At 58.9% G+C, this 20,083-nt stretch carries 17 protein-coding genes; 4 read left to right on the plus strand and 13 right to left on the minus strand.

Annotated elements, in window-relative coordinates; genetic code table 11:
- Positions 1 to 42: 42 nt before the first annotated feature.
- The 5 genes from FFV09_RS23430 to FFV09_RS23450 all read right to left on the minus strand — a co-directional run bounded on the left by FFV09_RS23430 (position 43) and on the right by FFV09_RS23450 (position 7,186).
- Positions 43 to 1,659: an extracellular solute-binding protein gene (locus tag FFV09_RS23430; protein WP_141450162.1), complete on the minus strand. Its 1,617-nt coding sequence runs from the start codon at positions 1,657 to 1,659 to the stop codon at positions 43 to 45.
- 50 nt (positions 1,660 to 1,709) lie between these two features.
- Positions 1,710 to 2,585 carry a carbohydrate ABC transporter permease gene (locus tag FFV09_RS23435; protein ID WP_141450164.1) on the minus strand — a complete coding sequence of 292 codons (876 nt, stop codon included), beginning with the start codon at positions 2,583 to 2,585 and terminating at the stop codon, positions 1,710 to 1,712.
- A gap of 55 nt (positions 2,586 to 2,640) precedes the next feature.
- The gene (locus FFV09_RS23440) at positions 2,641 to 3,609 is read right to left on the minus strand and encodes an ABC transporter permease (protein WP_141450166.1); all 969 of its coding nucleotides are present in this window, start codon (positions 3,607 to 3,609) and stop codon (positions 2,641 to 2,643) included.
- A gap of 619 nt (positions 3,610 to 4,228) precedes the next feature.
- Positions 4,229 to 4,540, minus strand: coding sequence for a YtxH domain-containing protein (locus tag FFV09_RS23445; protein ID WP_141450168.1), 312 nt, complete (start codon positions 4,538 to 4,540; stop codon positions 4,229 to 4,231).
- A 111-nt stretch (positions 4,541 to 4,651) separates the two neighbouring features.
- Positions 4,652 to 7,186, minus strand: coding sequence for a helix-turn-helix transcriptional regulator (locus FFV09_RS23450; protein WP_141450170.1), 2,535 nt, complete (start codon positions 7,184 to 7,186; stop codon positions 4,652 to 4,654).
- A gap of 283 nt (positions 7,187 to 7,469) precedes the next feature.
- Between FFV09_RS23450 and FFV09_RS23455 the strand changes: the two genes are divergently transcribed.
- Genes FFV09_RS23455 through msrB form a run of 3 tightly spaced genes read left to right on the plus strand, consistent with a single transcriptional unit; the run spans position 7,470 to position 10,024 of the window.
- Positions 7,470 to 8,186 carry a cytochrome c biogenesis protein CcdA gene (locus tag FFV09_RS23455; protein WP_141450172.1) on the plus strand — a complete coding sequence of 239 codons (717 nt, stop codon included), beginning with the start codon at positions 7,470 to 7,472 and terminating at the stop codon, positions 8,184 to 8,186.
- A 46-nt stretch (positions 8,187 to 8,232) separates the two neighbouring features.
- A complete protein-coding gene (locus tag FFV09_RS23460) occupies positions 8,233 to 8,784 on the plus strand; it encodes a redoxin family protein (protein ID WP_246098429.1) in 552 nt (183 codons plus the stop codon).
- A gap of 25 nt (positions 8,785 to 8,809) precedes the next feature.
- A complete protein-coding gene (gene msrB, locus FFV09_RS23465; protein WP_141450176.1) occupies positions 8,810 to 10,024 on the plus strand; it encodes a peptide-methionine (R)-S-oxide reductase MsrB in 1,215 nt (404 codons plus the stop codon).
- A gap of 49 nt (positions 10,025 to 10,073) precedes the next feature.
- Here msrB and FFV09_RS23470 read toward each other — a convergent pair whose 3' ends face one another.
- Both FFV09_RS23470 and FFV09_RS23475 read right to left on the minus strand, forming a co-directional pair.
- A complete protein-coding gene (locus FFV09_RS23470) occupies positions 10,074 to 10,298 on the minus strand; it encodes a DUF1450 domain-containing protein (RefSeq protein ID WP_141450178.1) in 225 nt (74 codons plus the stop codon).
- On the minus strand, positions 10,295 to 11,746 hold the full coding sequence (locus tag FFV09_RS23475; RefSeq protein ID WP_141450180.1) for an SMI1/KNR4 family protein: 1,452 nt from the start codon (positions 11,744 to 11,746) through the stop codon (positions 10,295 to 10,297). Before FFV09_RS23475 ends, FFV09_RS23470 begins: the two co-directional genes overlap by 4 nt.
- A gap of 145 nt (positions 11,747 to 11,891) precedes the next feature.
- Here FFV09_RS23475 and FFV09_RS23480 point away from each other — a divergent pair, with 145 nt between their 5' ends.
- Positions 11,892 to 13,448, plus strand: a complete 1,557-nt coding sequence (locus FFV09_RS23480) for an ABC-F family ATP-binding cassette domain-containing protein (RefSeq protein WP_141450182.1) — start codon at positions 11,892 to 11,894, stop codon at positions 13,446 to 13,448.
- Positions 13,449 to 13,837: 389 nt separating this feature from the next.
- Here the strand turns inward: FFV09_RS23480 and FFV09_RS23485 are convergent, their stop codons facing one another.
- From FFV09_RS23485 to FFV09_RS23510, 6 genes are all read right to left on the minus strand, one after another.
- Positions 13,838 to 14,725, minus strand: a complete 888-nt coding sequence (locus tag FFV09_RS23485; RefSeq protein ID WP_141450184.1) for a fumarylacetoacetate hydrolase family protein — start codon at positions 14,723 to 14,725, stop codon at positions 13,838 to 13,840.
- Between the two features lie 158 nt (positions 14,726 to 14,883).
- A complete protein-coding gene (locus FFV09_RS23490; RefSeq protein WP_141450186.1) occupies positions 14,884 to 15,183 on the minus strand; it encodes a hypothetical protein in 300 nt (99 codons plus the stop codon).
- A gap of 77 nt (positions 15,184 to 15,260) precedes the next feature.
- Positions 15,261 to 15,956: a hypothetical protein gene (locus tag FFV09_RS23495; protein WP_141450188.1), complete on the minus strand. Its 696-nt coding sequence runs from the start codon at positions 15,954 to 15,956 to the stop codon at positions 15,261 to 15,263.
- A gap of 167 nt (positions 15,957 to 16,123) precedes the next feature.
- The gene (locus FFV09_RS23500; protein WP_246098430.1) at positions 16,124 to 17,122 is read right to left on the minus strand and encodes a diacylglycerol kinase catalytic domain-containing protein; all 999 of its coding nucleotides are present in this window, start codon (positions 17,120 to 17,122) and stop codon (positions 16,124 to 16,126) included.
- The gene (locus tag FFV09_RS23505) at positions 17,119 to 18,174 is read right to left on the minus strand and encodes an SPFH domain-containing protein (RefSeq protein ID WP_141450189.1); all 1,056 of its coding nucleotides are present in this window, start codon (positions 18,172 to 18,174) and stop codon (positions 17,119 to 17,121) included. Before FFV09_RS23505 ends, FFV09_RS23500 begins: the two co-directional genes overlap by 4 nt.
- 279 nt (positions 18,175 to 18,453) lie before the next feature.
- Positions 18,454 to 19,836, minus strand: coding sequence for a hypothetical protein (locus tag FFV09_RS23510; protein WP_141450191.1), 1,383 nt, complete (start codon positions 19,834 to 19,836; stop codon positions 18,454 to 18,456).
- Positions 19,837 to 20,083: the final 247 nt, after the last annotated feature.

Raw genomic sequence — 20,083 nt, forward strand, 5'->3', positions numbered from 1 at the left:
TTCGCCCGGAGCCGTTTTTTGGCCCAAGCTTGCGCTCCGGCCTTATTCGAACTTCATCGTGTACAGCTGCTCCATGAAGATCCACGAATCTTTGTTGTCTTGATACCATTTGGCGTACCAGTCTTCGAGCGCCGGCCCGCCGGATGCGTCCCACGATTTTTTGACGTCTGCCACGCCCTGATCGACGCTGTAGCCGCTGCCGCTGACGACCGCTTTGGCCATCGTGTCGTTCATATTGTTCCAGCCGTCGTTGAACGTCGTCGTCATCGCCTTGTCGAGCGACGGACGGAACTTGGCGTGCGTGAAGCCGGGGTGCGGATGCGCCGGATCGAGGTAGAGCTTGTCCATCTCGGCCGCGATCGCGAGCCATTCCCGGTCGACCGGATCTTTGGAGTCCAGCTGCCGTCCATCGACATTGCCGCTATCGAGAATATATTTGGGCATGAACATCCGGTAATCGTTCAGATAACCCATTTCCGTTTCGTTTTTCTGCTCGTCGATCGGTTTGATCGTGTCGCCTTCCCGGGTGTAATGCTCGCCTTCCACGCCGTTGGTCAGCGTCTCGACGGTAGACGGCGTGACCATGAAATCGATATAGTCCATGACCGCTTCCGGGTTTTTCGCATTCGCGTTGACCGCGCCCGTAATCTGGATCGACGGATTGAAGTCCGGGCCGAACCGGCCGAATGGACTTTCCGGGAATGCCATCGCCGTAATCTTCGCGTTGGGATCGGTATTTTTGAGTGTATCGAAGTTTTTGCTGATGACCGACCGGTACGCCAGATAGATGCCGAGTTTGCCGCTGGCGAAGTCCTGCTCGGCTTTTTGCCCGTTTTTGTCCGAGAGGAAGTCTTTGTCCACGATGCCGTTCTCGAACAGCTTCTTCTTGAAATCGTAAGCCGGCTTGATCCGGTCGAACTGACGCACCAGCTGTCCGTCTTCGATGATAAACATCTCGTTCTGGAACATCGCGTCGACGTAGAACGAAGCGAACTGGCTGAGGTTCATGCCGAACGTGTCTTTGACGCCGTTGCCGTCCGGGTCCCCATTCGCAAAAGCATCGGCGACCGCGTACAGTTCGTCGACCGTCTGCGGCACTTCGAGGCCCAGCTTGTCGAGCCAATCCTGCCGGATCACCATCGCGCCGAGCACTTCCGGCTTCGTCACCATGCCGATTCCGTACAGTTTGCCGTCCGGCTTCGTGCCGAGGGTGCGCAGCGCCGGCACTTTCTCGAGCAGCGCCTTGTATTCGGTACTGCCGCTCTCGATCAGCTCGTCCAGCGGCAGCAGCTGCTTCTGCGTCCAGAGCGAGTTCAGGAAATCGGTGTCGTATTCCAGCACGAGGTCGGGCGCGTCGCCGGAAGCGAACAGCATGCTGTATTTTTGCTGCGACTCGTTGCGCGGAATCGGCACGAACTCGACGTCGACCGGGCCGTTCTCGTCGATCCATTTCGTCCAGCGGTTGTCCGCGTACGTCCCTTCTTCTTTGGGGATCTGGCCCCGGTCGTAGATCGAGACGCTGATGGCGTCTTTGCCTGCGCCCGCCGTGCCTTCCGCCGCCTGTTTCTGGTCCGACCCGCATCCGCTCAGCACCATCGCCAGCGCCGCCGCGGCAGCAAGTCCGCCCCTCATCGTTTTGCCCCGTTTTTTCGCGTTCATGTCTTTGCCCCTCTCTTGTGTAAATTTTCGGATAGAAGGTGTGCGGCCGTTCAGCCTTTGACCGAGCCGATCAGCATCCCTTTGACGAAATATTTTTGCAAAAACGGATACACGAGCAGCATCGGCAGGATCATGACGACTATGCCGGCGGAACGGATCGACTCGGGCGTCAGTTTGCGGAACGCGTCGGGGTCGAGCATCGCCATTTCCGCCATCAGCGATTGGCTCTGGATCATGTTCTGCACGAGCACCGACAGATTGAACCGATCCGGGTCGTTAATATAGATCAGCACGTTAAAAAAGGAATTCCAGTGCGCCACCCCGTAGAACAGCGCGATGGTCGCGATGACCGGAATCGACAGCGGCAGCACAATTTGCAGGATAATGCGCCATTCGCCGCTGCCGTCGATCCGGGCGGCGTCTTCGAGTTCTTCCGGAATATTTTCAAAAAAAGACTTCAGCACGAGCAAATTGTAGACGCTGATCAGCCCCGGCAGCCATAACGCTCCGTAATTGCCGACCAGCCCAAGCGATTTGGCCAGCAGGTAGTTCGGAATCAGTCCCGCCGTAAACAGCATCGTGAACACGATCGCGAGCGTCAGCATCCGCCGGGCGTAGAAATGTTTGCGCGACAGCGGATACGCGGCGAGAATGGTAAACGCCATATTCAGCGCGGTGCCGACGATCGTAATGACCAGACTGTTGCGAAACGCGCCGACGACGTTCGTATCTTCGATCAGCTTGCCGTAAGCGGTCCAGGTAAAGTCCCGCGGCCACAGCCCGACTGTGCCGAGCGTGATCGCTTCGCTGCCGCTGAGCGACAGCGCCACGATATGAATGATCGGCAGCAGGCAGCTCAGTGCGGCTAGCGCCAAAATCAGGTAATTGATACCGTAAAACACTTTTTCGCCGCGAGTGTCTTTCATGGGCCTATTCTCCTCTCGTCTGCACGCTTAAGTCCGCCGGACCCCGCTGCGCCGCTTACCATAATCCGCGTCCCGAACGCCGGGCGATCCCGTTGACGAGCAGGACAAGCGTCAGCCCGATCAGCGATTCGAACAGTCCCATCGCCGTCGCGTAGCTGAACTGCCCGGAGCCGAGGCCGACTTTGTAATTCCAGGTGCTGATCACTTCCGCCACGTTGACGACGACCGCGTTTTGCAGCACGTACACCTGATCAAAACCCACGTCCATCACATTGCCGATATTCAGAATGAACATGAGCACGATCGTCGGCATCAACCCGGGCAGCGTAATATGGCGGATCTGCTTCCATTTGCCCGCCCCGTCCATCCCCGCCGCTTCGTACAGGCTCGGATCGATCGACGTCAGCGCGGCCAGATAGATGATCGCCGACCAGCCCGCCCCTTTCCAGATGCCCGAAGCGACGAAGATCGAGATCCACGAACCTTCATTGAACAGAAACGGATACGTTCGGCCGGTCAGCCGCTCCAGCACGTTGTTGACAAAGCCGGTCTCGATCGAGAACAACATCAGCACGAGCCCGCCCACGATGACCCAGTTGAGAAAATGCGGAAGATACAGCAGCGTCTGCGCCCAACGTTTGAACCACGAGCGCCGCACTTCGTTGAGCAGAATCGCCAGGATGACCGGAAAAGGAAACCCGACAAACACGCTCAGCGCGCTCAGTACGAGCGTGTTGCGGATAATGCCCAGCGTGTCCGGATTTTGGAACAGGTATCTGTAGTTGTCGAAGCCGACCCACGGACTGCCCAGCAGGCCGTCGGCGAAGTTGTAATCCTTGAACGCGATCACGAACCCGAACATGGGCACGTATTTGAAAAGAATAAAAAAAACGACGATCGGCAAAAACATGATCAACAGCGGTTTGTTCATGTTCCAGCGTCTTCGCCGGCCCAGCGCGCTTTGTTCGTTCAGGCGGCTCTTCTTGCCTGCGCCTTTGCGCGCCCCGATGTTCAGGCTGCCCATCTGCTCACCTCCGGTTGGAATGGGATGACGTTTCACGCTTATAGTAAGCGCTTACTTTTTGCTGCACCCCAACTGTACCGAACACGGAAATGTTCGGCAATCGTCAGCTTTCGAGACCGTAACGTTTTTTGCGATTGGGGTGTTGAATTCGAGTATGGACAGTGAGGAAGCTTGCAGCGGCGCGGGATTCACGTTTTTTGACGGGGTTTCGATTTTTGTGGAAGGGGCGGGGAATGGTTTGGGAGAGAGTTATTTGGACATTCTGCCTGCTCAAGTCGAATCTTAACGAATCCTTATATCGCTATTTGCCGGTTTTTCGCCTTTTTGAAAATCTAACGAATCGTCATATTCTTATTAGTCGTTAAAGAGCGATTTGAGTGCGTTTCGAGCCAAATAGCGTGATGACGATTCGTTAATAGGCATAAAATCGAGCTGGAGAGCAAATAGCGTGACTGAGATTCGTTAGCCCGTTTGAATGAACGGTGGAGTTCCGCGCGCCAAAAGCGTTCATCGGTTTCCGCTCCAACCCAAAAAACTGCCCGGGATGCTCATGCATCATCGGACAGTTTTGTAGGATTCGATCTCGATTATTCAATGTTGATGATTCAATCGGCAGGTCTTACGACTTGAACGATTTCACTTCGCTTTTGATGTCGGAAGCTGCGGAAGTCGCTTCGTCTTTGAACTCGCGTACAACGTCCACGGACTCCTGCAGGATGCCTTTGACTTCCTGACCTTTTTCCTTCAGCTCCTGGCTGCGTTCGTTCAGGACTGCGCCCTGCTCTTTGAGCAGATTAACGGTATTCATGAACTTGTCTTTCAGGGAAGCTCCTTCTTGCGCGGCGACGAGTACGGCCAGGCCGGCTCCGATCAATGCTCCGGCTACCGCACCGACGATAATTGCGTTATTTTCCGAGTTTGTAGTTGCCATGGTTTGTTGCTCCTCTCAGCTATTCGAATAGGCTTGCTGCATCGCTTCTCCTTTACGTATTACCCACTCTTCGCCGTTTTGCTCTCCTGTTCGCAATTTTATTCGAGTTCGTTACGTCGCGCGGCTTCGGGTGCGGTACTCGCCGGGGGTGGCGGAGACGATTTTTTTGAACGCCCGGCTAAAAGACATGTAGTTCGCGTAGCCGACCCTCGTCGCGATCTCCCGGATCGGATCTTCCGTATCGCGCAGCAAAGCCTGGGCCGCTTCGACGCGGATGCCCGCCAGATAGTCGACGAAGTTTTGCCCGAACGCGTCTTTGAACAGCCGGCTCAAGTAGCTTGCGCTGAGCCCGAACCGGTCGGCGATCGAAGACAGCGACAGATCGGGATCGTTGAAGTTGGCGTCGATAAACGCGCGCACTTCCTGCAGCGTCACATGGCTGCTCCGGCTCTCGCGCAGCAGCTTCAGCCGGCCGGCGTATTCGCTGAGCAGGCTGCGCACAGACGTCTCCAGTTCGTCCAGCGTATCGAAATGCTCCAGCGCCGTGCCCAGTCTCGGCGCGGCTTCGCCGTGCCACAGCTCTTTCGCTTCGCCGGGCAGCTCCATCATCTCGCGCAGCAGTTGATACGCCAGCACGTTCATGAGGCCGGACAAATCGTCTTTGGACAGCGGAGCGGCGCGCAGCCCGCCGAGCAGCTCTTCCAGGCGATCCCTCCACTGCGGTTCCCCGAGCCGGTAAGCGCGGGCGAGCTCGCGGATCGTGCGCAGCACGCCGTACAATTCGGCGACCGCGCCGCGGTGCAGGTCGCGCCCGACGATGACCCGCGCGCCGCCGAGCGACGATTTGTAGCCGATCGCTTCGACCGCTTCGCGGAAGCCGCGGGCGATGCCGGCCGGCGAGTCGAACGCGCCGCCCAGCGCGACCGTCACCGTGCAGTGCAGATGCGCCGCGATCCAGGCGATCAGCTCTTCCGCGATCGCCGACGCGGCGCCTACGGCGTCGGGCGCTTCGCCGGGGCTCCGCTGCCGCGTCTGCGCCGGCAGGCGCAGCAGCAGACCGAGCCGGCCGCCGGGCAGCCATTCGGCCCAGAGCCAGGCGCCGCTGGCCGCCGCAAGCTCGGCCGCAGCGGCGGCCAGCGCGTAGCGCAGCAGCTTGCGGCTGCGCTCGGAGTAGGCGTCGTTGAACGCCTCCGGCCGGTCGATTTCCAGCAGGCCGACGACGGCGGGGCCGAAGCCGGCCTCATGCGCCGCGCTTGCGTCTGCCCGCGGGACGTCGTCCGCTTCCGCGCCTCCCGGCGGACTGCCATCCGCGCCCACGCCGCCGGCCTCGCGCGCCGCTTCCGCTCTCCCCGGCAGGGCACCGTCCACGTTCAGCCGGCGCGTCTCTTCGTCCCAGTTCCCCGGTTCGATCACCCGGTTCCCCTCGAGCAGTTCGCGGAAAAATTCCCGCCGCCGATACCCGATATCTTCGCTCCGGCGCCGCCGGTCCGCTTCGGCGCGCGCGATCATGGCGCTGAGCGTCGATTCGATCCGCTCGAACTCGTCGGGATGCGGCGCGCGGCGCTCTCTGCGCTCGGCCGGCTCCCCCGAGGCCCCGCGCTCCGCTTCGCGGCCGGCCGTCTGCTCGGCGCCGGAGCGCTCGCCGAGCCGGGCCGCTTCCGTCAGCGCGGCCGCGGCGTCCGCCGTTCCCGGCGGCAGGGCATCCAGACGCTGAAGCAGCCGCACGACCGGCTCGTAATTGCGGCGCGAGACGAGCGCCGCCCAGACGATGCCGAGCATCATAATGAGCAGCGCCGCGCCGAGCCAGGCGTACCAGATGCCGGTCAGGACGCTCGACAGCCCATCGCCGACGATGCCCCCGCGCACTTCCCAGCCGGTATACGGCGAAGTGGCGGCGGACAGTTCCCGGCCGGAGCCCGGCGCGCGAGCTGCTCCCGCCAAAGGTTCGCCGCCGGGCTGCGGCGCGTCCGCGGCAGGCAGATCGGTCTCGGTTCCGAGCATCAGCTCGCCGTCCGCCGTGTACAGATGAATAAAGCTCGTCTCTTCCCCGATCATTTCCCGCAGCAGGCCCCGCACCGAATCGAGCGAGACGTTGACGACCATCAGACCGCGCTCGCCCGTCAGCAGCGGAATGCCGCGCGTCAGCGTCACGACCGTGCGCGGCTGCCCGCCCGGTCCCGCGATCTCTCTCGGCTGCGACCAGCGCGTAGGCAGCGGGCCGGCCTGCGTCCGCTCGACGAACTCCCGATCCGGAAAAGTCGCAAGCTTGCGGATCGACAGATTGTCGAGGACCGTCCCGTCCGACAGCCGGTAGACGTAGAGCGAATCGATCAGCGGATTGGTCAGCTTCAGCCGGGCCAGCCGCGTCGAAGCGTCGTTGGCGGCCAGATACGGATTCGCCGCCGCGGAGAAGAACGAATCGAACTCGCCCGACAGAATCTCCCGGTTCATCATCTCGTTGATGGAGCGAAAAGAATAATCGAGCGACTGGACGGCCTGCCGGGAGAAGACCGCGTTGGCTCTCGCCGTTTCCCGTTTGGACAGCTCCGCCGAGCCGGCGAAAAACAAAATCATAAGAATCGCCGGCACGATCACAAGAATCGGCAGATAAGAAAACGTCAGGCGATTGAACCAGGTTCCGGGCACGTACAGACCCCCTATTTTTATTTTAAAATTACATATACTCTCACTTTAAGCAGACTTTAAGAGTTGTTCAAGCAACCCTGTTCGATATACGCCCTGCACAGCCTTTTTATTTTTCAAACGAAGAAAGCCGCCTAGCGCCTTGTTTTGTTCACAAACAAATATTTATTAAAACTAATCCAAACCTTATTTTTTTGCGTACAATAGGTATACAAAAGTTTTGAAAAGTTTATTTTTGACGTATTCGACGCTCGAACGAACCTATTCCCCCGGAGGTGACGCTTCATTGCCTGCTGAATCCCTATATGTCGGAAGCGTGCTCGCGGCAGGAGTATTGTCCTTCTTCTCGCCCTGCATCTTCCCCATGCTGCCTGTCTATTTCGCCTTTCTCGGCGGTTCGGAAGCGGAGCGCGCCAAGGCCGCGGAGTCCTCTGCCGGATTCCGCGTCGATCCCAAGCTGATCGGGCGCACGCTGCTGTTCATTCTCGGACTGTCCACCGTGTTCCTGCTGCTCGGCTTCGGCGCGGGCGCGCTCGGCGGCGTGATCAACAGTTCATGGTTCATGATCGCGTGCGGCGCCGTCGTCGTCTTGTTCGGCATCCATCAGACCGGCGTGCTCAATCTCATGTTCATGCAAAAAGAAAAACGGCTCACGTTCGACAGCACGAAGCAAAAAGGCTGGTTCGGCGCGTTCCTGCTCGGCTTCACGTTCAGCTTCGGCTGGACGCCGTGTATCGGGCCGGTACTCGCCGCCGTGCTCGGCGTGGCCGCGGGCGGCGGTTCGGCCGGCTACGGCGTGTGGATGATGTTCGTCTACACCGTCGGCATGGCCGTGCCGTTCCTGCTGCTGGCCGTATTCTCCGACCTGCTGCTGCGCCGCCTCAAAAATCTGTACAAGCATATGGGCAAGCTCAAAGTGGTGTCCGGCGTCGTGCTGATCGCGATGGGCATCCTGCTCATGACGAACAATCTGGCCGTGCTCACGTCCGCTTTTCAGATCTGACCGGCTACAATCCGACTTTCATTTTTAACTCAAGGAGATGACTCATTTGAATAACGTCAACGCCCGTCCCCTGCGCCGAAAATGGCTGCCGCTGCTTCTGCTGACGCTCTCGGCCGTTCTGCTGCTGTCCGCCTGCGGACAAAACGGTGCGGCTTCCTCGTCCGGCCAGACCGCAAGCGCCAAGCCGGCTCCGCAGTTCGATCTCAAAGACCTGAGCGGCAGCGAAGTCAAGCTCGCCGATTTCAAAGGCGAAAAAGTCTACATCAAATACTGGGCTTCATGGTGCTCGATCTGCCTCGCCGGCATGGAAGAACTGAACACGCTGGCCGGCCAGGACAACGACTACAAAGTGATCAGCATCGTCGCCCCGAACTTCAAAGGCGAAAAATCCGAAGCCGATTTCAAAAAATGGTACGCCGGTCTCGACGAGAAAAATACGACCGTGCTGCTGGACCAAGACGGCAAATACGCGCAGCAGCTCGGCGTGCGGGCGTATCCGACTTCCTTCTACATCGATTCGAACGGCGGCTTGGCCAAAACGGTGCCGGGTCACAACGCCAACGACGTGATCGCGACGAATATCAACGACATTCCCTAAATCCCGCTAACAGGAGGTTATGCGCATGAACCGCAAAAAACGGCCCGCCGCTTGGCTGCCGCTGCTCTCGATTGCCCTGCTCTCGCTGCTGATCTCGGCCTGTTCGTCCACGGGACTCGGCCTTAGCGCTTCCGGCGCTTCTTCGTACGGAGCCGTGACCGCCGCCAGCATCCCGAATCCGAACGCGGACGTCGATTTCTCCAAGTCCGATCTCAAAAAAGTGTATCTCGCGGGCGGCTGCTTCTGGGGCGTCGAAGCTTACATGGCGCGCATCTACGGCGTGCAGGACGCCGTCTCCGGCTATGCCAACGGCACCGGCGAGAACCCGTCTTACGAAGACGTGATCAAAGGCGATCGCGGCTTCGCGGAAACGGTCGAAGTGACGTACGATCCGGCTCTCGTGCCGCTCGATAAAGTGCTCAAGGAATTTTTCAAAGTCGTCGATCCGACGAGCGTGAACCAGCAGGGCAACGACCGCGGAATTCAATACCGTTCCGGCGTCTACTACACGGCAGACAGCGAGAAAGCGGTCGTCGAAGCCGTGATCGCCAAGGAACAGGAGAAATACAACAAGAAGATCGTGACCGAAGTGCTGCCGCTGCAAAATTTCTATATGGCGGAAGAGTATCATCAGGATTATTTGGAAAAGAACCCGGAAGGCTACTGCCATATCGATATGGGCATTCTGAACGAACAAGAGATTCCGGGTCAGGCGGGAGCCGAAGCCGGCGTCACTTCCGAAAGCCTCAAATCCGCGGCCGCTTCCAAAGCGGCCGGCCAGATCGTGATCGATCCGGCCGATTATCCGAAACGCACCCCGGAACAACTGAAATCGCTGCTGACCGATATCCAGTATCAGGTCGCGGTTGAGCAGGATACCGAACATCCTTACTCCAACGAGTATTGGGATACGTACGATCCGGGCATCTACGTCGACGTGTCGACCGGCGAGCCGCTGTTCGCCAGCGAAGACAAATACGACTCCCAATGCGGTTGGCCAAGCTTCGTGAAGCCGATTCTGCCGGAAGTCGTGACATACGACGAAGACAACGCCTACAATATGGTCCGTACCGAAGTGCGCAGCCGTTCCGGCGATATCCATCTGGGCCACGTATTCGACGACGGTCCGGAAGATCGCGGCGGCAAACGCTACTGCATCAACAGCGCTTCGATCAAGTTCGTACCGCTGGCCGATATGGAAGCGCAAGGTTACGGCTACCTGACCGGCGTGGCGAAATAACGTTTTTTCCATAAAAAAACCGTATCCCATGCCGGGATACGGTTTTTTGCTAGTTTTTGGCGATGATCTTTTCCAGCTTCTTCACGAGCTTCTTGGGCGTCTCCGCCCGCACGATCTCGCCTTTGACGATCGCGAACGGTTCGGTGCGGCACAACCGGCATTCTTTGAGGCAGCCGTCTTTTTTCACTTTCACGTCGTCGTATTTGCTTTTCAGTTCCTTATAGGCCGGCTTCGAGAAGCGGTCGATGTTTTTTTCGCAAAATTTGATCTTCATCCGCGTTCCTCCATCAGGTCTCGCAGCATGCTCCGCACGTTCGTTAATTCTGCGGGCACGCCGCGTTCGATTTTTTTGTGTGTATGGAATCGGTACTGCTTTAGGCGATGCCGGACGTTGCCGCGAATATCATGTTCGTCTGTCGGATGCTGCTCCAGCACGTGCTCGTAAGCCGGCAGCAGCCGTAGGTCGGGCACGCCGTCAAGCGCCTGAATCGCTGTCAGGCGGACATACGTCTCGGGATCGTGCAGCAGAATGTCGACAAAGTCTTCGACGTAATCGGCTTTGCGTCTGGATTTGCCGGCCTGCCAGATCGCGCTTTTGCGGATGTCGGCGGCGGGGCTCCGGAACGCGGGCAGCAGCAGCGGAAGCGGCTCGACGCCGGCCGACTCCAACACGTACGTCCCGAAGCGGAACGTCTCTTCGTCCGTTTCCCACGGAACGGTCGTTTGCAGCGTCTCGGCGAAATTCCGGGCCGCCTGCGCGCGATACCAATGGATCAGCTTCACCGCCGTCCGGCGCTGCTGCGTCTGCTCGCTGCGCAAATGCTGCCGCAGGAGCGGATCGGCATATTCGGGCGCATGGGCAGCCAGCAGCGTCAGCGCCCAGTACCGGACTTGATCCGCTTCATCGTCTACAGCATGCTTCGCGAAGGCGATCGCAGGCTCGCCAAGCTGCGGAAAACGCAGCAGCGCTTTGAGCGCTTCGCTGCGCTGCCGCGCGGGGCCCGGGCTCTGCGCAAGCGTCAGCAGTTCGGCTTCCCCGCCGCCCGGCGTCGTTCCGAACCAATGAATCTTGAAGCCGGCGATCACTTCGTCGAGCCACCGTTCGTACCAGTCGAGCATATTGCTCTCGTATACGAAAAACGGGGTGTACGTTTCGCCGTTCCAGTACACGATACGTCCCCGATGCTCGCCGCAGACGATTAGCAGCAGCTCGCTGCCGCAGCCCATCGTGCCGATCTCAAGCGTCCCGCGCATCAGATCGGCCAGCGCTTCCTCGTAGGCATCGTCGTCCAGATCGTCATCGGGTTCGTATTCGCCCGCCGACTCCGACTCCGACTGCCAATCCTGCGCAGCCGAATTCCATTTGAACCGCGACGGCTGCACCAGCCGGTCCGGGTCCGGCTTCAAGCGTTCGACGTCATAGAGGCCGTAGTATGGACCCGCGCCGCCGTATCGGGCCGGACCGCCGCTGCCCACTCCAACCAGAAAAGCGGCAAAGTCGTCCGGCAGCTCCGTACCCCAAGCTTGCTCCAGCGCAAGCAGCCGATGCAGGGGCAGCGGGGAACCAAGGCGGTAACCGTGGCTGCTTGCACCGAATACGCTGTCTGCGCCCGGAGCTTTCGCGGCGCGCGGCAGCTTGCGGCGGATCCGTTCGATCTGGGCTTCGAACGTTTGCAGCGCCTGTTGTCTGCTGACAAATGCGGCCGTTTGTTGCTGCTCCATTTTGGTTCGCCTCTTTTCCCGTGTGAAAACATTTGACTGTTTTCCACGTTTCCATTGAGTTGTGCGCCGTTACCTTTTATAATGAAACGGAAAAAGTTTAAAAATCGTTCAACCGAAATCTAACAGAAAAAGGTGTCTTTCATTAATGAGTATACTAAATGTAGAACGACTGAGCCACGGTTTCGGCGACCGGGCCATTTTTAAGGATGTATCGTTTCGCCTGCTCAAAGGCGAGCATATCGGCCTGATCGGCGCAAACGGCGAAGGCAAGTCGACGTTCATGAATATCGTGACAGGCAAGCTTCAGCCGGACGAAGGCAAAGTCGAATGGTCCAAACGCGTCCGCGTCGGCTATCTCGATCAGCACGCCGTGCTGGAGAAAGGCATGAGTATCCGCGACGTGCTCAAAAGCGCGTTCCAATACCTGCTCGACATGGAACAGGAAATGAACGACATGTACGGCCGCATGGGCGACGTCACTCCGGAAGAGCTGGAGACGCTGCTGGAGCAGGTCGGCACGATTCAAGATACGCTGACGGCGCAGGACTTTTACCTGATCGACGCCAAGATCGACGAGACGGCGCGCGGACTCGGCCTGACCGACGTCGGTCTCGACAAAGACGTGGACGATCTGTCCGGCGGACAGCGCACCAAAGTGCTGCTGACCAAGCTGCTGCTGGAGAAACCGGACATTCTGCTCCTCGACGAGCCGACCAACTATTTGGACGAAGTGCATATCGCCTGGCTGACGCGCTACCTGCAGGAATACGAGAACGCGTTTATCCTGATCTCCCACGATATTCCGTTCCTGAACAGCGTCGTCAACACCATCTACCATATGGAAAACCAGGAGCTGAACCGTTACGTCGGCGACTACGAATATTTCCAGGAAGTCTACGCGATGAAAAAACAGCAGCTGGAATCGGCGTTCAAGCGCCAGCAGCAGGAAATTTCGCAGCTCAAAGACTTTGTGGCCCGCAACAAAGCGAGCGTCGCGACCCGCAATATGGCAATGTCCCGCCAGAAAAAGCTCGACAAGATGGACGTGATCGAACTGGCGCAGGAACGGCCGAAGCCGCAGTTCAACTTCAAAGTCGGCCGCACGGCCGGCAAGCTGATCTTCGAAGCCAAAAACCTCGTCATCGGATACAGCGAACCGCTGTCCCGTCCGCTCGATCTCAAAATGGAACGCGGACAGAAGATTGCGCTCGTCGGCGCCAACGGCATCGGCAAAACGACGCTGCTGCGCAGCATCCTCGGCGAAATCCAGGCGCTGTCCGGTACGGTCGAACGCGGCGAACACCAGCAGATCGGCTACTTCGAACAGGAGATGAAAGGCGACGGTTCGAAAACGTGCATCGAAGAGATCTGGAGCGAATTCCCTTCGCTCAGCCAGTTCGAAGTGCGCGCGGCGCTGGCCAAATGCGGCTTGACGACGAAGCATATCGAGAGCAAAGTCACCGTCCTCAGCGGCGGCGAGAAAGCCAAAGTGCGTCTGTGCAAACTGATTAACCGCGAAACGAATATCCTCGTACTCGACGAGCCGACGAACCACCTGGACGTCGACGCAAAAAACGAGTTGAAGCGTGCGCTGCAAGCGTACAAAGGCACCATTCTCATGATCTCCCACGAACCGGAATTTTACCGCGATATCGTGACCGAGACGTGGAACTGCGAATCGTGGACGACGAAAGTATTCTAAAATCGTTCGCCGGAAGGCTGCAAAGAACGCGAAACCCGATTCTCCGTTTGGAGGGTCGGGTTTTTTGGCGTTTTTTTGATTTTTTTAAAATCTAACGAATCGTCATACGCTTATTGGCCGAGATCGGGTCATTTGCAGGCACTCTGAGGCGAATAGCATGCTGACGATTCGTTAATGCGGGAAAAAGACCGTTTTGGAGCGAATAGCGTGCTGAGGATTCGTTAGCGGGCGATCGGCGTAAGTGTGCGCTCAAACGGATGCAAAAGCGAAAGGCTTCCGGGCGGGAAGCCCTTCACGCCTACACACTCCGGCGTCCCGATTCCCCGACGCCGGCCGCCTGCGTATGCCCGTACTCGCACGCCGGCTGCCCTGCCTGCCGTGGCCGCGCTTCACTCGCCGACGATATTCGTCAGCTCGCCGAGCCCTTCGATCGAGATCGTCATCTCGTCGCCCGGCTTCAGCCAGACGCGTTCGGCTTCGGGCTTGCCGAGGATGACGCCTTCCGGCGTTCCGGTCAGGATCACGTCGCCGGGGCGCAGCGTAAAATGCCGGGACAGGTACGCGATAATCTCGCGGCAGGAGAAGATCATGTCCGACGTGTTCGATTGCTGCACGGCGACACCGTTGACGCGGGCCGAGATGCGCAGCCGATTCGGATCGGCAATCTCGTCGGCGGTGGCGATAAACGGACCGAGCGGCGCGAAGCCTTCGCCGGTCTTGCCGAGCAGCCACTGCCCCGAGCGCATCTGCAAATCGCGCGCGGACAGATCGTTGGCGCAGCAGTAGCCGAACACATAATCGAGCGCGTCGGCTTCGCTCACATTCGAAGCGGTGCGCCCGATCACGATCGCGAGCTCCGCTTCGTAATCGAGCTGCCGGGTATGGACCGGATACGGCACGGCAGTTCCGTGCGCGGTAACCGAATCCGAGAACTTGCCGAATACGACCGGCTCCGCAGGCAGCGGCATGTTCGTCTCTTCGGCATGCCGCCGGTAATTCAGTCCGATACAGATCAGCTTGCCGGGATTCAGCACGGCGGGCAGATAGCGGACGACCGAAGCGTCCAGGCCGAGCCGGGCTTCCGCTTGAATCGCCCGGGCCCGTGCGGCTTCGATCTGCGCAATTTGTTCCGGCGAGCGCAGCAGTTCGTCCGTCGTTGCCGGCAGGACGCTCCAGCCTTCCAGCCACGGCGCCAATTCGCGCAGCGGGATAACGGTCCCGCCTTCCGCCAGAGCGACTTCCGACAAGCTTCCCCGTTCGATATTGGCAAATTTCATAAGGCTTCCCTCCAGATCGTATTGGATTCCGGCGGCTCCGGCGTGCGGCCGGTCCGCTCCTGTTCATGATACGATAACGCTGCCCTGCCCGCAAAAAAACAAGCACCCGCTCGGCTTCATGCAGAGGCGGGTGCTTCCCGTATGTGTGCGCGGCGCGCTTATTCGGTTCTGGTCTCGTAGGAACCTTCCCGGTGTGCGTTCTCTCGACCCGGCTCCCGGCGCTCCGTCTGGTTGGTAGAATCATTCTTGTTCGGTTCGTTCTTGGCAGGCTCCGAATGCCAGGCTTCGATCTTCTTCCGGCGCTTGCTCTTGAGCCAGCGCTCAATCGGATTGGCGGACTGGCGTTCGGCCAACGTCTTCTTGATTCCCTTCATCATCAGCTTGGAGCGATCTTCGTCGTTACGTTCCAACTCGTGGAGGTCCTTCAGAAATTCATCGTTCATCGTATGCATCTCCATTAACAAGGTCTCCTCTCAGTATATCGAACATATGTTCTTTTGTCGAGTCCGGGAATTTTTTTCACGATTGATCACGCTTAACGGTTCTCTTCGGGCAGCGTTCCGCCTTCTTCCTGGATCTTGACGCGGATTCTCGGAATCAGTTCGCGGTAAGGACCGACTTCGCTGATGTCCGACAGATCGCCGATATCCAAGTTATATTCTTCGCCTCGCGTCTCCAGATCGAGCAGCAGGCGGTATTCCGATTGGTACTCGTATTGTTTCGGTTTGCGGAAATACCCCCACTGCCCGGTAAAATGCTCGACTTCGTGGTAAGCGACCATCCCTTCCCTCAGCCCGAATCCCTGGCGGCGGCAGGCGGCATCGATCCGGTCGCGAAAAGCTTTCGGATTCGTGATAACGACCGCGTAATCGCCGAATTTTTCGTTCCACGGGTGGATCAGCGTTTCTTTTTCGCCTGCGGCATGAAGCCGCAGCGATTCGTTCGTCACCCCGTACAGGCTGAGCGAATACTGCCGCTCCGCTTCGTGTTCCTGCAGCACGATCGGGCCTTCCACGTTTTCCAGCTTTTTGCCGTCGACATACACGTTATAATGACCCGGATTGTAGATCACGGAAGCCGCTTCGAACGGATCGTTGCGCCCCGCTTCGTCTTGTTCCGGGTTTTTGAAAGCGCTCAGGCATTGAAAATGAAGCTGCCCGCGCTGGAATTGTTCCATGAACTGCCGCTCTCCGAATTTGAGCAGCACGTAAATTTTGACTGCATCTGTCATCGTCAGGCTCCCTTCTCTCTCTGTTGGTCAATCGTTGGGCTGTGCGAAGGATACTCCATATTTACCCAAATTCCGTGCAAAACAAAAACGTCTCCTTTTTCAAGGAAACGTTTCGATTCATTCTTTGTATGATCTCTTTCCATGCAGACCGCCCGTTCCGCCGCCCGTCAGACCGCCAGTCTGCCGCGGCGCTCGGACACCGTGATCGAAGCTTCGATGCCGGACCCGAATTCCAGATAATCGCTTTCGACGCCGTCGCTAAAAATGACTCCGCTCTCCGGCATCTGCGACACGATCTTGAGCGGACGGCCTTCGTCGATCCGGCCGAACACGAGATTGGCCGAAGTCGAGCGGCTCGGATACGGTTCGCGCACGCTGAAGTACAAGTACGGAGAATCCCAGCCGAACGAAGGGTCCGGTACGAGCGGCTGCGCCGTTTCCCCGCCGGCGAACGAAGAGATGCCCGCCGCGCCCGCAAGCACGCTGCGCATCCAGCCTGTGGAGCCCATGCCCGTCGACACGATGATGCCGCTCGACGACTGCTGTTCGGCCACGTCGCTTTGGCGCAGTTCGTAGCGCGCCGATACATGCGTGCGGCGGCCGATAAACAGGTCGTTGACGGCGACAAGCATCTGCCCGTCGTTCAGTTCCGCCTGCGCCAGACGCACTTCCTTGAACGGGCGCCGCCCGCGCAGCAGGTCGCGCACGACCGCCTGCAGGTCTTCGACGACGAACGGCAGCAGCGATCCGTCCCAGCGCTGCGGATCGGGATTGACCCCGATCAGCGGCTGCCCGGCGGCGTATTTGAGCGTATTGGCGACCAGTCCGTCCTGGCCGAGCACGACGATCAGGTCTTTTTCCCCGAAAATAAAGTTCGGCACGTATTCCCGGTCCACCTGCTGCACGCGGCCGAGCCGCTCCAGCGTCTCCGTCGCCTGGATCAGCGCCGAACGGTAGATCCGGTCTTCCCGCACGTAATCGCCGAAGTCGGCTCCGAGCCGTTCCACGAAAAACTGCGCCTGCTGGATCGTATTGTAGCGGACGACCAGTTCTTCGAGCCGGGTGCGCCGCTTGACGAGCACGATTTTCGTTTCGCTTTCCGGACCGGCGGCCGGCTGCTCCGCTCCGGGCACCGTTTCCGCTCTTTTTTTGCCGAACAGACTCATCGCTGCCCGCCTCCTCTCGCCGCCTGCGCGGACGGCGCCGACTGCCCGCCCATCAGGCCCTGCAGCAGATCCGGCGTAATGTTCAGCTGGCCGATCTTCTCGGCATTGCCGGCCATGTCCCGGAACGCGATCGCGATCAGCTTGTCCGGCTGCATGTCCATCTGCGCCATCGCTTGCAGCACGGCCGGGCTGACGTTCTCCAGCGATTTCATGACCGCCGTCAGTTCGTACGCTTTGGCATCGGCGGCGACTTTGCGGTTCGACGTCTCCAGACCGATCAGCTCTTTGCGGTCCGATTCCATGCCGATATCGAAGCGCAGCTGCTCTTCTTCCATCTCGTGCCGCTTCTGCTTGACCGCGCGCTCCGCGTTCAGCTGCGTCTCGCGAATCTGCCGTTTCTTCGTCTCGACCGCGATCTCGGTGTTCAGCTCGTTCTCTTTGACCTGGCGTTCCTGCTCGATCGAAGCGTTGCGGCGGCGGTACAGCGCTTCGTCCGCATCCTGCAAAATTTCTTCGCGGGCTTTCGCTTCGAGCGCGCGCATCGTGTCTTTGTTCGGCAAAATGGCGAGGATCGACAGTCCCATCAGCTCCACGCCGAGCGCGGACAGCTCCTCGTCCTGCACCAGCTCGCGCCGCATGCTCTGGGCCAGCGTCTCGCTCGCCTGGATCGCTTCGCGCAGCGGCATCCGGGCCAGCCCCCGCTTGATCCGCACCTTCACGATATTCACGACGCGCTGGCTGAGCAGGGCCGGATCGTCGGACAGATAGCGGTTCTTTTTCAGGTCATACGTATAATTCAGCACGCCGGTCATCCGGCGGTATTCGGCGATGCGGTAGATCAGTTGGCCCTGCACCGTAATCTTCTGGTAATCGCTCGTCATTTCGTCGAACATGAACGGCACGTCGATCGAAGAGACCGGCACGACGACGACCGAAGTGGTCGGCGCGTAATAATGGAAAGCCAGACCGACGCCTTCCTTGACGACTTTGCCGTTCTTGATCTTCATGACATACTCGCTGGGCTGGAATTTGGCAAAACGGAATCCGAACATAAAAGGTTCCCCCGCTTTCTTTTTCGATATTGTCATTTCGACTTTAACGACACTTTAACACATCCAAACGATACTTTCAATATGATAATTACATTTGATTCGATATTTTGGACGCAAAAAAGCTTCGTTTCCTGCGAAACGAAGCTTTGGCGGCCGTACCGCCGGTGCGCGTACAGTGAATATCGACGGCTTGAAACCGATTCCAGACCCGACCCGGATCGGACTTGTATAGGACTCGGATCGGACCCGGACCGAACCCGGACCGGACTTCCAGCCGGTTCAAGACTTGTTGACTTCCATTTCGATCCGTCCCAGCAGATGCTTTGCGTCCGCGCGAACGTCAGGGTCGCCGCCCTGCCCCAGGCGCGCCAGCACGTCGCGCGCACGCGGGCCGTATTCGCCGAGCCGGCTCAGCACCGCGCGGCGAAACTCGCTGTCTGCGTGCGTGTCGTGCAGCAGCGCTTCGTACTTCGGCAGCAGCTCGCCCAGCAGCAGCCCTTCGAGCGCTCCGAGCGCCGCTTTGCGAACGAGAGCGTCGGCGTCGTCCAGCGCGCGGCCGAAGTCCGACGCGTACGCTTCCCGGCCGGGCAGCCGCGCGGCATGGAACACCGCTTCGCGCCGCATGTCGCGATCGGCAAACCCGAAGAACGGTATAAGCAGATTCAGCGGATTGACCGGTCCCTGTTCCAAAATGCGGACGACCTGGCACAGCACGCGGGCATCGTCTTCTTCGGGCAGGCGGCTGGCCAGCACGATCGCAAGCTCCCCGCCGCCGGCTTCTCCGTACGCGTCGATCTGCCTGGCGGCGTTCAGCCGTTCTTCCGCAAGCGGACTGCCGATCGCCCGGATCAGCAGCGGCATCGCTTCGGCATAATTTTTCTGCGCGAGAATCTCCAGCGCCGCCAGGCGTACGGCCGCCGATTCGTCAAGACCCTGCTCAAGCAGGAAAGACACCGCATCCGGCTTCAGCTTCTTCAGCTTGTGCATGCCCTGGATCGCGCTTACTTTGACTCTTTCTTCCAGGCTCGACAAATACAGATCGACCAGCACCACTTCGTCCCCGGCCCGCTCCAGCGCGAACCAATCCGTATCGTAGCCGCCGATGATCTCGTCCAGCCAGCGTTCGTACCATTCGAGGAAATTCACTTCGTACGTAAAAAAAGGGATCTGATGATTCCGGTCCACGTATACGACGCGCCCCCGGCACGGTCCCTGCAGAACCAGCATCATCTCGAACGTCCAGCCCATTTCCCCAATCGCAAGCAGACCGCCGTACAACTCGCTTTCCCGGCTTTTTTTCCCGGCTTCGTCCAGCGAAGGATCGTCCAGAAAAGCGGTGATCTCTTGCCAGCGTTCCGGGGCCATCCCCGGTTCCAGCACGCATTCGCCGCCCGGGTCCCCGAACGAACCGCTCAGGTGCAGAGGCGAAATTCCGTAGTAAGGCCCCGCCCCGCCGTTGCCGACCGTCTGCAGAAACTGCGCGAATTCCGCCGGCAGCGCCGCCTTGATAGAAGCTTCGAACCCGGCGATCTCTTCCGCGGTGATCGGTTCGTTCATCCGGTACCCGTGCCGATTGGCCCCAAACTCCTTGAATCCCGAATCTTTGCGCGCTGCCATTTTGAGCTTCCAAATAATGCGTTCCAATTGAACCTGCTTGTCCACTGCTGTTCCCTCCCCAAGATCTAACCAGGCTGTCGCGTCCCCCGCTGCCGTGTGCTTTGCGTATGCCGTCTTCTATGTAATCCCGAACGAATCGCGGTCCCGCTTGCCCCCGCGCTTCTCGTCCCCGATCTCGCTTGTATGTTATAATCTCCAGTTGTGAAGAGCGGAACGGTTTTCCGCTAGTGCTGTGATTGATTGTAACTCGTTGGATTGATTTGTGCAAAATTCCAAATTACCTATTTTTCTT

The organism is Saccharibacillus brassicae, assembly GCF_006542275.1.
Taxonomy (GTDB): domain Bacteria; phylum Bacillota; class Bacilli; order Paenibacillales; family Paenibacillaceae; genus Saccharibacillus; species Saccharibacillus brassicae.

Excerpts from the sequence above, each read along its gene's own strand:
- FFV09_RS23430 (WP_141450162.1), bottom strand. The coding sequence starts at position 1,659 with ATGAACGCGAAAAAACGGGGCAAAACGATGAGGGGCGGACTTGCTGCC.
- FFV09_RS23470 (WP_141450178.1), bottom strand. The coding sequence starts at position 10,298 with ATGAAGATCAAATTTTGCGAAAAAAACATCGACCGCTTCTCGAAGCCG.
- FFV09_RS23440 (WP_141450166.1), bottom strand. The coding sequence starts at position 3,609 with ATGGGCAGCCTGAACATCGGGGCGCGCAAAGGCGCAGGCAAGAAGAGC.
- FFV09_RS23495 (WP_141450188.1), bottom strand. The coding sequence starts at position 15,956 with ATGACAGATGCAGTCAAAATTTACGTGCTGCTCAAATTCGGAGAGCGG.
- FFV09_RS23435 (WP_141450164.1), bottom strand. The coding sequence starts at position 2,585 with ATGAAAGACACTCGCGGCGAAAAAGTGTTTTACGGTATCAATTACCTG.
- FFV09_RS23505 (WP_141450189.1), bottom strand. The coding sequence starts at position 18,174 with ATGTTCGGATTCCGTTTTGCCAAATTCCAGCCCAGCGAGTATGTCATG.
- msrB (WP_141450176.1), top strand. The coding sequence starts at position 8,810 with ATGAACCGCAAAAAACGGCCCGCCGCTTGGCTGCCGCTGCTCTCGATT.
- FFV09_RS23475 (WP_141450180.1), bottom strand. The coding sequence starts at position 11,746 with ATGGAGCAGCAACAAACGGCCGCATTTGTCAGCAGACAACAGGCGCTG.
- FFV09_RS23480 (WP_141450182.1), top strand. The coding sequence starts at position 11,892 with ATGAGTATACTAAATGTAGAACGACTGAGCCACGGTTTCGGCGACCGG.
- FFV09_RS23485 (WP_141450184.1), bottom strand. The coding sequence starts at position 14,725 with ATGAAATTTGCCAATATCGAACGGGGAAGCTTGTCGGAAGTCGCTCTG.
- FFV09_RS23445 (WP_141450168.1), bottom strand. The coding sequence starts at position 4,540 with ATGGCAACTACAAACTCGGAAAATAACGCAATTATCGTCGGTGCGGTA.
- FFV09_RS23490 (WP_141450186.1), bottom strand. The coding sequence starts at position 15,183 with ATGGAGATGCATACGATGAACGATGAATTTCTGAAGGACCTCCACGAG.
- FFV09_RS23500 (WP_246098430.1), bottom strand. The coding sequence starts at position 17,122 with ATGAGTCTGTTCGGCAAAAAAAGAGCGGAAACGGTGCCCGGAGCGGAG.